Source organism: Stenotrophomonas sp. Nf1, assembly GCF_003028475.1.
In the GTDB taxonomy this organism is placed as follows: domain Bacteria; phylum Pseudomonadota; class Gammaproteobacteria; order Xanthomonadales; family Xanthomonadaceae; genus Stenotrophomonas.
This window is the reverse complement of sequence record NZ_PYTV01000003.1, coordinates 369,669-384,451: the sequence shown is the minus strand read 5'-3', so window position 1 is coordinate 384,451 and position 14,783 is coordinate 369,669. Positions and strand designations below refer to the sequence as shown.

Genomic DNA, 14,783 nt, shown 5'->3' with positions numbered 1-14,783 from the left:
CGCACAATTCGCGGTTACAGACGTAACCATTGCGGCCGAGGGTCGGCCGCAACGGTCCCGTTGCAGATCAGCGGTCGTTGCCGATCCACTTGTAGATGATGCCGCCGATCGCGCCGCCCAGCAGCGGGGCGACCCAGAACAGCCACAGCTGGCTGACCGCGCCGCTGCCGGCGAAGAAGGCCACGGCGGTGGAGCGGGCCGGGTTCACCGAGGTGTTGGTGACCGGGATGCTGATCAGGTGGATCAGGGTCAGCGACAGGCCGATGGCCAGCGGTGCGAAGCCGGCCGGCGCCTTGCCATGGGTGGCGCCCATGATCACGATCAGGAACACTGCGATCAGCACCACTTCGCACAGGAAGGCCGCCGCCACGCTGTAGCCACCGGGCGACAGGGCACCATAGCCGTTGCTGGCGAATGCGCCGGCCTGGCTGCCGTCGATGGCAAAACCACTGGCCCCCGATGCGATCTGCAGCAGGATGAAGCCGGCCAGCAGGCCGCCGGCGACCTGGGCAATGATGTACGGCACCAGGTCCTTGGTGGGGAAGCGGCCGCCGGCCCACAGGCCGACGCTGACCGCCGGGTTGAAGTGGGCGCCGGAGATATGGCCGAACGCATAGGCGCCGGTGACCACGGTCAGACCGAAGGCCAGCGCCACGCCGAGAAAACCAATACCCAGGGGATTGCTGTCACCGCCGAACTTGGCGGCCAGCACCGCGCTGCCACAACCACCCAGAACCAGCCAGAACGTGCCGAGGAACTCGGCGGACAAGCGTTTACCCATGCTCATGTGTTGCACTCCTTTGACGGTGAAAGTGTGATTTATGTCACATTTCAGTGATCAGCGGGTGACTGTAGCGTCAACGCCGGGTGCAGGGATACACCTTCGGATGTGTGCAACACGCGATGTTCAGTACTGCGGCAGCGGGATGAACTCCTTGTCGTCGCCGGGGATGGTGCCGAAGCGGCCGGCTTCCCAGTCGTGCTTGGCCTGCTCGATGCGCTCTTTCGAGCTGGACACGAAGTTCCACCACAGGTGACGCGGGCCATCCAGCGGCTCGCCGCCGAACAGCATCGCCTTCACCGGCGTCTTCGCGCGCAGGCGGCCGACCGCGCCGGCTTCGGGAATGATCAGATGCTGGGCGGGCACATCCACGCCATCCAGCTGCGCCTGGCCTTCGAGGATGTACAGCGCACGCTCGCGATGGCCGTTGTCGATGTCGATCTCCGCATCCGGGTCGAGGTCGATCGCCACGTTGAGGGTGTCGGCGAACACCTTCACCGGCGATTCCTCGCCATAGGCACGGCCGGCGATCACCCGCAGCCACGCGCCATTGCGGCGCTGCTCGGGCAGGGTGGCAGCGGCGTGGTGATAGAACGCCGGTTCGATCTCTTCATGCGATTTCGGCAGCGCGACCCAGGTCTGCATGCCGTGGATCGGGTTGTCGTGATTGCGGTCCGGTTGCGGGGTGCGTTCGGAATGGGCGATGCCACGGCCGGCGGTCATCCAGTTCACATCGCCGGGGCGGATCACCTGGTCCGAGCCGAGCGTATCTCGGTGGCCGATCGCACCGGACCACAGGTAGGTGACGGTGGCCAGGCCGATATGCGGATGCGGGCGCACGTCGATGGCCGTACCGGGGTGCATCAGGGCCGGGCCCATCTGGTCGACGAACACGAACGAGCCGATGCTGCGGGCCTGCAGGGTGGGGACGGCGCGACGGACTTCCAGGCCGCCGATATCGTGCACGCGCGGGGCGATGATGGTGGTCATGCGGGCGTTCTCGCTGGCAGGGATCAGGTGATCAGCATCGCATGCAGCTGTGACGGGGACATTCCCCGTATGGGTAACAGCCTGTTCCGTAGCGTCGAGCTTGCTCGACGGTGAGGTGCCAGCCAACGGCGCAGCCCCTCGTGGCTGTGCGGTCGGTAGAGTCGACTGTCAGTCGACTTGCGCCTTGCCGGGCGGGGTGGGTTCGCGGGGGACGCCGTGAATCCGTCCCTGGAGGCTTGGCCGCGGCATCCATGCCGCGGACACCCCCGCGAACCCACCCCGCCCGGCCTCTGACAGTTTCCGTGTGCGTCCAGCCACGGAGAAGAAAAAAGAAAATCAACATCAAACGCCGGTTGCTTCGCTCGCATCCACGCATGGCGTGGATCTACCAGACCCTTGCTTCCGTAGAGTCGAGCTTGCTCGACTGGCGTCCCTCAACATCAAACGCCATTCGCTTCGCTCTTGGTGGCAACCAAGGTAGCAAGCCACCAGTCCGTAGCGATCCCCACCGGAATCGCAGTTGACCCACCGTCAACGGAAATCTGTCAGGGGTGGGGCGGTGTGGGCAGGCAGGACCGTTGGCGCCATGGATGGCGCCATCGAGCCCCCATGAATGGGTTTACGGCGTGTCCTGCCTGCCCACATCGCCCCGCCCAACAAACAGAAAAGCCAGAGCCGCTTGGGCTCTGGCTTTTGAGGTTGCCGGCCAGCGGCCGGCACTACCGCGGGTGCCGGGCCGCAGGCCCGGCCGATGAACTCACACCACCGGTTCGCGCAGGGTCGGGTTGTCCCAGCCCGGGCGCGGGGCGAAGCGGTCGCCGTGGCGCTGCTGCAGCGCCTTCAGTCGTTCGACGATGGCGTCGGCACCGACCGCACGGATGTGCTGGATCGGGCCGCCACGGAACGGGGCAAAGCCGGTGCCGAAGATCACGCCGGCATCCAGCAGGTCCGCATCGGCCACCACGCCTTCGTGCAGGCAGGCCACCGCTTCGTTCAGCAGCGGCAGGATCAGGCGATCCTCCAGATCGGCCGGGGCCTGGTAGTCGCGGGCCACGTCCGGCTTCTTCGGCTTGCCGTTCTCCCAGGTGTAGATGCCCTGGCCATCCTTCTTGCCGCGCTTGTCCGGTTCCACCGTCTGCAGCGCAGCCGGAATCTGCAGGCCCAGGAACGGCGCCAGCTCGCGGCCGACGCCGGCAGCCACGTCCAGGCCCACGGTATCGATCAGTTCGATCGGCCCCATCGGCATGCCGAACTTCACCGCCGCCTTGTCGATCACCGGGCCCGGAATGCCTTCGGCGTAGGCGGTGGCGGCCTCCAGCATGTACGGGAACAGCACGCGGTTGACCAGGAAGCCGGGGCTGCCGGCCACCGGTACCGGGAACTTGCCCAGCGCCTTGCAGAACGCGGCCAGGCGTCGCTCGGTCTCCGGCGCCATGCCGTCGTGGTGGATGATTTCCACCAGCGGCATCTGTGCCACCGGGTTGAAGTAGTGCAGGCCGGCGAACTGCGCCGGGCGCTGGATGTGGTCACGCAGTTCCACCAGCGGAATCGACGAGGTGTTGGTGGTCAGCAGTGCGTCCACCTTCATCTTCGGTTCCAGCGTCTGGTACAGCGCACGCTTGGCTTCCGGGTTCTCGATGATCGCTTCGATCACCAGGTCGGCCTCGGCCACGCCGTTGCCTTCCAGGTCGGCACGCAGGCGTGCGGCCACCGCCGGGCGCTTGGCCTCATCGCGCACCTTCTTGGCGAACAGCGCCTGGGCGCGTTCCATGGCCGGGTCGATGAAGCGCTGCTCGCGGTCCTGCAGGGTCACCTCGAAGCCCTTGTAGGCGGCCCAGGCGGCGATGTCGCCGCCCATCACGCCGGCGCCGACCACGTGCACGTGGCGGATGCCCGAATCACCGCCGCCCAGGCCCTTCAGGCGCTCGGTGAGGAAGAAGATGCGGATCAGGTTGCGCGCGGTCGGCGTGCTGGCCAGCTTCACCACCGCACGCCGCTCGGCATCCAGGCGGGCCTGGATCGGCTTGCCGCCGCTGCGCTGCCAGGTGCTGATCAGTGCGTACGGCGCCGGGTACTGGTCCTTCTTCGCCTTGCGCGCCACCTGCTTGACCATCTGCGGCGCCAGCAGCGTGCGCGCCAGCCAGGTGTTGGTCGCCCAGGCCGTCGCGCGCTGCTTGAACGGGCGGGTGGTGCCGGACAGGGCCAGTGCCACGGCGGTGTCGAGCACCACCGCCGGTGCCACCACCTTGTCCACCAGGCCGATGCCACGCGCGGCCGAGGCGGACAGGGTTCGGCCGGTCAGCATCAGGTCCATCGCCGCCGGTGCGCCCACCAGCTGCGGCAGGCGCGCGCTGCCGCCCCAACCCGGGAAGATGCCCAGCTGGGTTTCGGGCAGGCCGATGCGGGTACTGCTGTCATTGGAGGCGACCCGGTAACGGCAGGCCAGCGCCAGCTCGGTACCGCCGCCCAGGCAGTGGCCGTGAATGGCGGCCACGGTCGGGCAGGGCAGCTCGGCCAGCTTCTGGTAGGTCGACTGGCCACGGCGGATGGCGTCGTTGACGGTACCGCGGCGGTCGAACTCCTGGAACTCCTTCAGGTCGGCGCCGGCAATGAAGCCGGCCTTCTTCAGCGACTGGATCACCACGCCCCTGGGCGGGTCCAGCGCGATGCGTTCCAGCAGGTCCCCCAGTTCCAGCAGCACATCCTGCGACATTGCGTTGACGCTGCTGTCCTGACGATCCAGGGAGAGAACCACCACGCCGTCGTCGCGGATCTCGGGGTGCCAGTGGCTGAAGCGGAGACCATCGAAGCCTGAGAGCATGGACGTTCCATCCGGTTGTGTATGGAGAAGCAGCTATGATCCAGAGGTTGTTTCCCCCGCGTCAAATCCCAATAGCAGGGAAGTGGCGACCCCGGATCCATGGCCGTGGACCGGGACGTTAACGGAACGGTGGTTAAAAGCTGGTGCGGCGCCAGGTGATCGGCGACTGAACTTTTCCCGGGATTGGCAGTCTCATTGCCCGACGTCGGTTGGGCTGACAGGAGTGCGGCCCCTCATGGCCGAGGTTGATACACCACAGGAGCTGGACCTGGAGCTGGTCCGGCGCGTGCAGCACGGCGAGAGCGCCGCGTTCGATGTTCTGGTGCGCAAGTACCAGCATCGCGTGGTGGCCCTTGTCGGTCGCTACATCGCCGACTGGAGTGAATGTCAGGACGTCGCCCAGGACACTTTCATCCGCGCCTACCGCGCGATCGGAAGTTTCCGTGGCGATGCCCAGTTCTCAACCTGGTTGCATCGAATCGCCGTGAATACCGCCAAAAACTACCTGGCTTCACACAATCGACGGCCGCCGACCGATGACATCGACATCGGCGATGCCGAACAGTTCGACAGCGGTACGCGCCTGCGCGACACCGACACGCCCGAACGCGAGTTGATGCGCCAGGAGCTGGAACAGACGGTGATGAAGGCCGTCAACGCGCTGCCGGAAGAACTCCGGTCAGCGATCACCCTGCGCGAGGTGGAAGGCCTGAGCTACGAGGATATCGCGCAGAAGATGGGGTGCCCGATCGGCACCGTGCGTTCACGGATCTTCCGGGCGCGCGAGGCGATCGACACCGAACTCCGGCCGCTGTTGGACATCGGCAGCGCCACCCGTGAGAAGAGCCGCGTATGACCAGCAAACCGTTCAACGAATCGCAGAACCATCAATCACCGGCCGGGCAGCGTCTGGACCAGCGCCACCGCGAGCAGCTGTCGGCCCTGGTCGATGGCGAGCTGGGCGCCGATGAAGCGCGCTTCCTGCTGCGCCGGATGGAGCACGACCCCGAGCTGGCCGGCTGCCAGGAACGCTGGCAGCTGCTGGGCGATGTGATGCGCGGGCAGGCCTCGGTGCTGGCGCCCGCCGGCTTCAGTGCTGCCGTCGCCGCCGCCATTGCCAGCGAACCCGCCCCGCAGGCCGAGCCGCGCCGGCAGGTGCGCCGCAGTGGCTGGCGGGCCTGGGGTGGCGGTGCCGCATTGGCGGCATCGGTGGCCGCGGTGGCCCTGTTCATGGGCGCCGAGAAGCTCAATGAAGCCGCCCCCGGCGAGCCACTGGCCCCGCAGGTGATCGCCAGCCAGGCCGAACTGCCGCCGGCACCGGCCAACCCGACCACGGTTACCGAAGCCTCGGTGGATACTGCGGCGATGGCCGTGGCGGCCGCGCCGGCCGTGGCGATGGCCGCTGCCGGTCGCCGCCAGGAGACCCGTCGGGCCAGTGCGACCCGCAGCCAGCAGGCCGCCCGTGCTGCCCAGCGCGACGACGTGCCGCAACGCGCCATCGCCGCCGCGCAGGCGCCGTTGACCCCGACCGTGCCCGCCAGTGCCAACCGCAACCTGCCGTTCGGTGAGGTCAGTGGGCTGCAGGCCCGGCCGTGGCCGCGCTCCAGCCTGGCCCCGGCCGCAGGCGGCGCGCTCAACGCCAGCTTCCCGGCCCACGCCGGAGGCGCTGCGTTCTACCCGTTCGAGCCGCGCCTGCAGGATGACCTGCCGGTGCCGCCGCGCCCGCGCGACTGAGCCGGGCGCCTTCACGCCCCGCCGTCGGCGGGGCCCGTATTCCTCTTTCCATCCGACCCGGAGGTTGCCGTCCGATGACTCCCCGACTCCGCACGCAGGCGATCGGCCTGCTGGCCCTGACCCTTCCCCTGATGGCCTGCGCACAGGCCCCGGCGCCTGCCGCCCCGGCCCAGCCTGCGCCGGCCGCCGCGCCCAGGGCGCCGGCACAGCCGCTGGTCAGCGGCCTGCCCGATTTCACCAACCTTGTCGAACAGGTCGGGCCGGGCGTGGTCAACGTCGACACCACCATCGTCCGCAACAACCGCCAGGCCGCGCGTGGCCCGATGGGCGACGATGACATGCCGGAGTTCTTCCGCCGCTTCTTCGGGCCGGACTTCCCGATGCCGGGGCAGGGCCCGGGTGGGCAGGATGGCGGCCCCAGCATCAAGGGCCGTGGCATGGGCTCGGGCTTCATCATTTCGCCCGATGGCTACGTGCTGACCAACTACCACGTCGTGGCCGACGCCAGCGATGTGAAGGTCAAGCTGGGCGACAGCCGCGAGTTCACCGCCAAGGTGGTGGGCAGTGACCAGCAGTACGACGTCGCCCTGCTGAAGATCGACGGCAAGAACCTGCCGACCGTGCGCGTGGGCGATTCCAACACGCTCAAGCCGGGTCAGTGGGTTGTCGCGATCGGCTCGCCGTTCGGCCTCGACCACTCGGTCACCGCCGGCATCGTCAGCGCGCTGGGCCGCAGCACCGGGGGCGCCGACCAGCGCTACGTGCCGTTCATCCAGACCGACGTGGCGATCAACCAGGGCAACTCCGGTGGCCCGCTGCTGAACACCCGCGGTGAGGTGGTCGGCATCAATTCGCAGATCTTCTCCGCGTCCGGCGGCTATATGGGCATCAGCTTTGCGATCCCGATCGACCTGGCGATGAGCGCGGTCGAGCAGATCAAGAAGAGCGGCAAGGTTACCCGTGGCCAGCTCGGCGCGGTGGTCGAACCGATCGATTCGCTGAAGGCGCAGGGCCTGGGCCTGCCGGACAGCCGTGGTGCGCTGGTCAACCAGATCGTGCCGGGCAGTGCGGCGGCCAAGGCCGGCGTGCAGGTGGGCGATGTCATCCGCTCGGTCAACGGCAGCGCGGTCAACAGCTGGTCCGACCTGCCGCCGCTGATCGGTGCGATGGCGCCGGGCAGCAAGGTGAACCTGGTCGTCTACCGCGACGGCAAGCCGCGTGAACTGGGGGCGACCCTGACCGCGCTGAGCGAAGACGGCCCGGGCAACGCGCGTGGTCCGGCGACGGCCAATGCCGATGCCGCGCCGCAGACCGGTGCGGTGGCCCTGCTGGGCCTGGACGTCAGCGAGCTGACCGCGCCGCAGCGCAAGCAGTTCGGTCTGGACGGCAACGAAGGCGTGCGCATCACCGGGGTCAAGGGCCAGGCGGCGCGTGACGCCGGCCTGTCTCCGGGCATGGTGATCCTGCAGGTCGGCCGCACCCCGGTCGGCAGCGTGGACGCCCTCAACCGCGCGCTGTCCAGCTTCAGGAAGGACGATGTGGTGATGCTGCTGGTGCGTACCGGCAACGGCAACAGCGCCTTCGTGGCGGTGAAGGCCGGCCAGTAAGGCCGGCACGGGCCGCCGGGGCGGCCCCGTGGTGCCCCCGAAGCCCCGCCCCTGGCGGGGCTTCGGCCATTCCGGGCCCGGCCCGATGAGGCCGTTTTCGCGGCGGGGCGCCGGGCATGCGATAATCGACCGTTACCCTGACGACGCCGCGCGCCGCCGCCACCTATGTCTTCTGATTCGATGCGGAACATCCGCAACTTCTCCATCATCGCCCATGTCGACCACGGCAAGTCCACGCTGGCCGACCGCATCATCCAGCTTTGTGGTGGCCTGCAGGCCCGCGAGATGGAAGCGCAGGTGCTCGACTCCAACCCGATCGAGCGCGAGCGCGGCATCACGATCAAGGCGCAGTCGGTGTCGTTGCCGTACCTGGCCAAGGATGGGCAGACCTACCATCTGAACTTCATCGACACCCCCGGCCACGTCGACTTCTCCTATGAGGTCAGCCGTTCGCTGGCCGCCTGTGAAGGCGCGCTGCTGGTGGTCGATGCCGCCCAGGGCGTGGAAGCGCAGTCGGTGGCCAACTGCTACACCGCCGTCGAACAGGGCCTGGAAGTGGTGCCGGTGATCAACAAGATCGACCTGCCCACCGCCGATATCGAGCGCGCCAAGGCCGAGATCGAGGCCGTGATCGGCATCGACGCCGCCGACGCGGTGCCGGTCAGTGCCAAGACCGGCCTGAACGTGCAGGACGTGCTGGAAGCGATCGTGCACCGCATTCCGCCGCCGCAGCCGCGCGATACCGACAAGCTGCAGGCGCTGATCATCGACTCCTGGTTCGACAACTACCTGGGCGTGGTCTCGCTGGTGCGCGTGATGCAGGGCGAGATCAAAGCCGGCGACAAGCTGCAGGTGATGTCCACCGGCCGCAACCATCAGGTCGACAACGTCGGCGTGTTCACGCCGAAGCGCAAAGTGCTGCCGGCACTGCGGGCCGGTGAAGTGGGCTGGGTGACGGCCAGCATCAAGGACGTGCACGGCGCCCCGGTCGGCGACACCCTGACCCTGGCTGGCGACCCGGCACCGAAGCCGCTGCCGGGCTTCCAGGAAATGCAGCCGCGCGTGTTCGCCGGCCTGTTCCCGGTCGATGCCGAGGACTACCCGGACCTGCGCGAAGCGCTGGACAAGCTGCGCCTGAACGACGCCGCGCTGCGTTTCGAGCCGGAAAGCTCCGAAGCCATGGGCTTCGGCTTCCGCTGCGGCTTCCTCGGCATGCTGCACATGGAAATCGTGCAGGAGCGCCTGGAGCGCGAATACAATCTGGACCTGATCAGCACCGCGCCCACGGTGGTCTACGAGGTCCTGAAGACCGACGGCTCGATCATCAACATGGACAACCCGGCCAAGCTGCCGGCAGTGAACCAGGTCGAGGAGATCCGCGAGCCGATCATCCGTGCCAACGTGCTCACCCCCGAGGAGTACATCGGCAACATCATCAAGCTGTGCGAGGAAAAGCGCGGCAGCCAGATCGGCATCAACTACCTGGGCAGCCAGGTGCAGATCAGCTACGAGCTGCCGATGGCCGAAGTGGTGCTGGACTTCTTCGACAAGCTGAAGTCGGTCAGCCGTGGCTATGCCTCGCTGGACTACCACTTCGTGCGTTTCGACGCCGGCCCGTTCGTGCGCGTGGATGTGCTGATCAACGGCGACAAGGTCGACGCGCTGTCGCTGATCGTGCACCGCAGCCACGCCGACCGTCGCGGCCGCGAACTGTGCGAGAAGATGAAGGACCTGATCCCACGCCAGATGTTCGACGTGGCCATCCAGGCCGCCGTCGGCTCGCAGATCATCGCCCGCACCACGGTCAAGGCCATGCGCAAGAACGTGCTGGCCAAGTGCTATGGTGGCGACGTTTCGCGCAAGAAAAAGCTTCTGGAAAAGCAGAAGGAAGGCAAGAAGCGCATGAAGCAGGTCGGCCGCGTGGAGATTCCGCAGGAAGCGTTCCTGGCCGTGCTGCAGATGGACAACAAGTAAGCCCGCACCGGCCCTGCGCGGCCGGTCGTCTGGTGACGTTGCAAAGGACCCTGAATGAAACTGTTTGAGATCCTCCTGGTCGTGCTGACCCTGGCCTCGGGCCTGATCCTGCTTGCCGACAAGCTGTACCTGGCCAAGCGCCGCGCCCAGCGCGCCGGCCTGCTCGATTCCGAGCCGGTGCTGGTGGACTACTCGCGCGCCTTCTTCCCGGTGCTGGCGATCGTGCTGATCGTGCGCAGCTTCATCGCCGAGCCGTACAAGATCCCGTCCAGCTCGATGATGCCGAACCTGCTGATCGGCGATTTCATCCTGGTCAACAAGTTCTCCTACGGCCTGCGCCTGCCGATCAGCAACACCAAGATCGTGCCGTTCGGCGAGCCCTCGCGGGGCGACGTGGTGGTGTTCCACTTCCCCGGCCACGGCGACAACGACCCGGCCAAGGGCGAGAACTTCATCAAGCGCGTCATCGGCGTGCCCGGTGATACCGTGGTCTTCGAGGGCGACGGTGTGGTCCTCAACGGCGAGCCGCTGAAGTACGACAACAAGGGCATCTACGCCGGCCACAAGGGCCAGGGCGAGGGCGCCAACCTGCTGGTCGAGCACCTGCCGGGCCGCACCCACACCGTGCTGGAGACCGATTACCCGCGCGGCCAGGGCCAGTGGACCGTGCCGGCCGGCAAGTACCTGGTGATGGGCGACAATCGCGACAACAGCGACGACGGCCGATTCTGGGGCCTGCTGCCGGAAGAGAACCTGCGCGGCAAGGCGTTCCTGATCTGGCTGAACTGCCAGGGCTGGTTCTGCAAGGATGGCTTCGAGCCGTCGCGGATCGGCTCGAGCATCAACTGAGCGGGCGTCAACCGAGTATTTTCACATCCAACGCGTATCTGGGGAGAACGCAATGAAGACGATGAACACGCAGCGTGGCATGACCCTGACCTCGTTCCTGATCGTCCTGATCGTGGTCGGCTTCTTCCTCTACATCGGCATGAAGCTGTTCCCGATGTACCAGGAGTACTACGCGGTGCGCTCGGCGATGAAGAGCCTGGCCAACGAGCCGGGCGTGGGCAGCATGGAGCCGGCGCGGATCCAGGAGCTGTTCTTCAAGCGCCTGTACATCAACTACTCGGACAACGTGAAGCCGGCCAATGTGAAGTTCGATCGGCGCGACAATGGCTGGACCCTCAAGGTCAACTACGAAGTGCGCCGTCCGCTGGTCGGCAACCTCGATGTGGTTGGCAAATTCGATTCAACCCAGGACCTGACCCGAAGCGGTGCCGAATAAACCTTTCCAACGTGGCGACCTGATCGGTCATCCCTTCCGCGACCCGGCGCTGCTGAAGCAGGCGTTGACCCATCGCAGTGCCGGTGCGCCGCACAACGAGCGGCTGGAATTCCTGGGCGACAGCATCGTCAACATGATGGTGGCCCAGGCCCTGTACCAGCGCTGGCCGAAGGCCGACGAAGGCGCGATGACCCGCGCCCGCGCCGAGCTGGTGCGTGAAGGCGCGCTGGCGGTGATCGCCCGCACCCTGGAACTGGGTGATCGGCTGATCCTGGGCGCGGGCGAGATGAAATCCGGCGGCCATCGCCGTGATTCGATCCTGGCCGATGCGGTGGAAGCGGTGGTGGCCGCGATCTATCTGGATGCCGGCTTCGAGACCTGCCGGGCAGTGGTGCTGCCCTGGTTCAGTGCCTCGATGGACGCGCTGCCGGCCACCGGCCGGCCGGAGAAGGACCCCAAGACCCGCCTGCAGGAATGGCTGCAGGCCCGACAGAAGGCGTTGCCGCAGTATGAACTGGTGTCAGAATCCGGTGACGACCACGCCAAGCACTTCCGGGTACGCTGCAACGTAGCCGACCCCGCCGCCAGCATCGAGGGCGAAGGCGCCTCGCGGCGGATTGCCGAACAACAGGCGGCTGCGGCCGTCCTTGAACAACTGGATTCCAAGTGAGCGAACAAACTCCCCATCACTGCGGCAGCGTGGCCGTCATCGGCCGCCCGAACGTGGGCAAGTCGACCCTGACCAATGCACTGGTCGGCGCCAAGGTCAGCATCGTTTCCAACCGCCCGCAGACCACGCGTCATCGCCTGCTGGGCATCGCCACCTACCCGGAAGGCCAGCTGGTGCTGGTCGACACCCCCGGCCTGCACAAGGTGCAGAAGCGGGCGATGAACCGGGTGATGAACCGCGCCGCGCGCGGCTCGCTGGAAGGCGTCGACGCCGGCCTGCTGGTGATCGAAGCCGGCCGCTGGGACGAAGAGGACAGCCTGGCCTTCAACGTGCTGCGCGACGCCGGCATCCCGGTGGTGCTGGTGGTCAACAAGATCGACCGCCTGAAGGAAAAGGGCGCGCTGCTGCCGTTCCTGCAGCAGGTGACCGAAGGCCGCGATTTCGCCGCCGTGCATCCGATCTCGGCGCAGAAGCGCAATGGTCTGGAGGCGCTGGTGCGCGATGTGCTGAAGCTGCTGCCGGAAGCGCCGCCGATGTTCGGTGAAGACGAGATCACCGACCGCAGCCAGCGTTTCCTGGCCGGTGAGCTGGTGCGCGAGCAGCTGATGCGCCAGCTCGGCGAAGAACTGCCGTACGCCACCACCGTGGAGATCGAGCGCTTCACCGAGGACGGCAACCTGCTGCGCATCGGTGCGGTGATCTGGGTCGAACGCGAAGGCCAGAAGGCCATCGTGATCGGCAAGGGCGGCGCCCGCCTGAAGGAGATCGGCGCCAAGTCGCGCCTGCAGATGGAGCGTCTGTTCGGGGCCAAGGTGTTCCTGGAAACCTGGGTGCGCGTGCGTGAAGGCTGGTCCGACGACGAGGCCGCACTGAAGGCCTTCGGTTACGAGTAAGCCGGTGCAGTCGCTTCGATGCTGATCGAGGACGACAGCGGGTTCGTGCTGCACGCACGGGCCTACCGCGAGACCAGCCTGCTGGTGGAGGTATTGAGCGCGCAGCATGGCCGCATCGGCCTGCTGGCGCGCGGTGTGTCCACCGCGAAAGGGCAGGTGCTGCGTGCTGCCCTGCAGCCGCTGCAATGGATCCGTTTCAGTGCGCAGCAGCGTGGTGAACTGGCGCAGCTGCGCGCTGCCGAGGCGCTGGATGCGGCGCCGCGGCTGGTCGGCCAGGCCATGCTGGCCGGCTTCTATCTGAGTGAACTGACCCTGCGCCTGGCACCGCGCCAGGACCCGCTGCCGGAGTTGTACCTGGCCTATGGCGAGGCGCGCGCGCGCCTGGCGGTGGGGGCCGGCCTGGCCTGGACGCTGCGTCGCTTCGAGCGTGAACTGCTGTCCGCGCTGGGCCTGGGCTTCGAGCTGGACAGCGCCAGCGACGGCCAGCCGATCGATCCGGCGGCGCGCTATGAACTGGACCCGCAGGAAGGCGCGCAACGGTTGCTGAGCGAGCGCGGCGGTGAGCGCCGGGCGGCTGCAACGGGTTCGGCGCTGCTGGCGCTGGCCGCCGATGAAGAGCCTGGCGCGGCCGATCTGGCCAGCCTGCGCCTGCCGATGCGGCGGGTGCTGGCCCATCATCTGGGAGCCAAGGGCCTGAAGTCCTGGGAACTGCTGGAGCAGCTGGCTCCCCGACGGTAGGGGGTGTTCGGCAGGGCTTGCAGCCCTGCACCTGCCGAATCAACGGCAACGTCAACGTCAAAAGCAAAAGCTGGTTATCCGTGGGTAGGCAGGGTGGGTCCGGTTGCGGGAGACGCCGTAAACCCGTCCTTGGGGGCTTGGCCGCGGCATCCATGCCGCGGACACTCCCGCAACCGGACCCACCCCGCCTTCGACAGATTCTTGCGAGCTGTTGGACATGCCGACGGGGTCAGATCCGTTTTCCGAAGGAAAACGGATCTGACCCCAGTTTGAATTTCGATATCTGACAGAGATTCATCCACGCATGGCGTGGATCTACCAGCCGTCACCGGGAATCTGTCGGGGGTGGGGCGGTGTGGGTTGGCAGGACCGTTGGCGCCATGGATGGCGCCATCGAGCCCCCAGGGACGGGTTTACGGCGTGTCCTGCCAATCCACACCGCCCCGCCCAACAAGCAGAAAGCCAGAGCCGCTCCCGCTCTGGCCTTTGACGTTGCCTGGCTTGAAAGCCTCTGCAGGTGCAGGGCGCAGCCCTGCCGAACACCCCTCAGTGCAGCAGCGCTGCCACCGCCGCCCGGAACCCAGCCTGGGCCTGCCCCGACTCCGGCGCGTGATGCAGTTGACGCACGGCACGCCCCAGCCGTGCCGCCCCGACGAAGCCACAACTGGCCTGCAGCCGGTGCAGCTGGCTGCGCAGTTGGCGTTCGTCATGCTGGTCCACGGCCTGCTCAACCGCATCGCGGACGCCCGGCAGTTCGGCCAGGAACAGCTCGCGCAGCGCGATCAGGTGGTTGCGCTGGCCATTGAGCGCGGCCAGGGCCGCGGTTTCATCCCAGTCCTCCACCTGCAGCTCGACGGCCGCTGGTGCCTGGGCCACGAAGATGCCCGCCGGGCTGTTGACCAGCGCCCGACGCACCGCCTTCAGCAGCTGGTCGCGGCCGAGCGGCTTGACCAGCGTGTCACTGAAACCGGCCTCGCGCAGGCGCGCGTGAATGGAGGTATCGCCGTCGGCGGTATGCGCCAGCGCGGGGGTGTCCGGATGTGAACGGCGCAGTTCGCGCAGCAGCTGGGCGCCATTGCCATCGGGCAGATTGACGTCGATCAGCCACAGATCGTGGGCGCCCGGTTCGGCACTGGCCAGCGCGCTGGCCAGCGAATCTGCGGTATCCACGTCCGCCGGTAACGTTTCCAACGCCGCTTTGAAAAAACCGCGGCTGATGATGTCGTCCTCGACAAGCAGGAAGCGGGGCCGGCTGGCCCGCGGGGTCATCTGCATCAGGGCTGCCTCCAT

13 protein-coding genes are annotated in these 14,783 nt (G+C 67.2%); 9 read left to right on the top strand and 4 right to left on the bottom strand.

Annotated features, from left to right (window positions below):
- Positions 1–67: 67 nt before the first annotated feature.
- From aqpZ to C9412_RS08320, 3 genes are all read right to left on the bottom strand, one after another.
- Complete coding sequence (aqpZ, locus tag C9412_RS08330) at positions 68–787, bottom strand: aquaporin Z (RefSeq protein ID WP_107231180.1); 720 nt, start codon at positions 785–787, stop codon at positions 68–70.
- Between the two features lie 120 nt (positions 788–907).
- Positions 908–1,771, bottom strand: coding sequence for a pirin family protein (locus tag C9412_RS08325; RefSeq protein WP_107231179.1), 864 nt, complete (start codon positions 1,769–1,771; stop codon positions 908–910).
- A 757-nt stretch (positions 1,772–2,528) separates the two neighbouring features.
- Positions 2,529–4,592 carry a 3-hydroxyacyl-CoA dehydrogenase NAD-binding domain-containing protein gene (locus C9412_RS08320; RefSeq protein WP_107231178.1) on the bottom strand — a complete coding sequence of 688 codons (2,064 nt, stop codon included), beginning with the start codon at positions 4,590–4,592 and terminating at the stop codon, positions 2,529–2,531.
- 235 nt (positions 4,593–4,827) lie between these two features.
- Between C9412_RS08320 and rpoE the strand changes: the two genes are divergently transcribed.
- The 9 genes from rpoE to recO all read left to right on the top strand — a co-directional run bounded on the left by rpoE (position 4,828) and on the right by recO (position 13,493).
- Positions 4,828–5,448, top strand: coding sequence for an RNA polymerase sigma factor RpoE (gene rpoE, locus C9412_RS08315; RefSeq protein ID WP_005418256.1), 621 nt, complete (start codon positions 4,828–4,830; stop codon positions 5,446–5,448).
- A complete protein-coding gene (locus C9412_RS08310) occupies positions 5,445–6,326 on the top strand; it encodes a sigma-E factor negative regulatory protein (RefSeq protein WP_107231177.1) in 882 nt (293 codons plus the stop codon). Before rpoE ends, C9412_RS08310 begins: the two co-directional genes overlap by 4 nt.
- Positions 6,327–6,400: 74 nt before the next feature.
- Positions 6,401–7,933: a DegQ family serine endoprotease gene (locus C9412_RS08305; protein WP_107231176.1), complete on the top strand. Its 1,533-nt coding sequence runs from the start codon at positions 6,401–6,403 to the stop codon at positions 7,931–7,933.
- Between the two features lie 180 nt (positions 7,934–8,113).
- Positions 8,114–9,907: a translation elongation factor 4 gene (gene lepA, locus C9412_RS08300; protein ID WP_074899507.1), complete on the top strand. Its 1,794-nt coding sequence runs from the start codon at positions 8,114–8,116 to the stop codon at positions 9,905–9,907.
- A gap of 54 nt (positions 9,908–9,961) precedes the next feature.
- A complete protein-coding gene (lepB, locus tag C9412_RS08295) occupies positions 9,962–10,756 on the top strand; it encodes a signal peptidase I (protein WP_057498572.1) in 795 nt (264 codons plus the stop codon).
- Between the two features lie 52 nt (positions 10,757–10,808).
- Positions 10,809–11,192 carry a DUF4845 domain-containing protein gene (locus C9412_RS08290; protein WP_107231174.1) on the top strand — a complete coding sequence of 128 codons (384 nt, stop codon included), beginning with the start codon at positions 10,809–10,811 and terminating at the stop codon, positions 11,190–11,192.
- On the top strand, positions 11,182–11,862 hold the full coding sequence (rnc, locus tag C9412_RS08285) for a ribonuclease III (protein WP_057498570.1): 681 nt from the start codon (positions 11,182–11,184) through the stop codon (positions 11,860–11,862). Before C9412_RS08290 ends, rnc begins: the two co-directional genes overlap by 11 nt.
- Positions 11,859–12,755 carry a GTPase Era gene (era, locus tag C9412_RS08280; protein ID WP_005410599.1) on the top strand — a complete coding sequence of 299 codons (897 nt, stop codon included), beginning with the start codon at positions 11,859–11,861 and terminating at the stop codon, positions 12,753–12,755. The genes rnc and era overlap by 4 nt, the downstream gene beginning before the upstream one ends.
- Positions 12,756–12,773: 18 nt before the next feature.
- Positions 12,774–13,493 (top strand): DNA repair protein RecO, encoded by a 720-nt coding sequence (gene recO / locus C9412_RS08275; RefSeq protein WP_107231173.1) that lies wholly within the window; start codon positions 12,774–12,776, stop codon positions 13,491–13,493.
- 546 nt (positions 13,494–14,039) lie between these two features.
- Here recO and C9412_RS08270 read toward each other — a convergent pair.
- Entirely contained in the window at positions 14,040–14,768 is a 729-nt protein-coding gene (locus C9412_RS08270; RefSeq protein WP_107231269.1) for a response regulator, read from the bottom strand.
- Positions 14,769–14,783 lie beyond the last annotated feature (15 nt).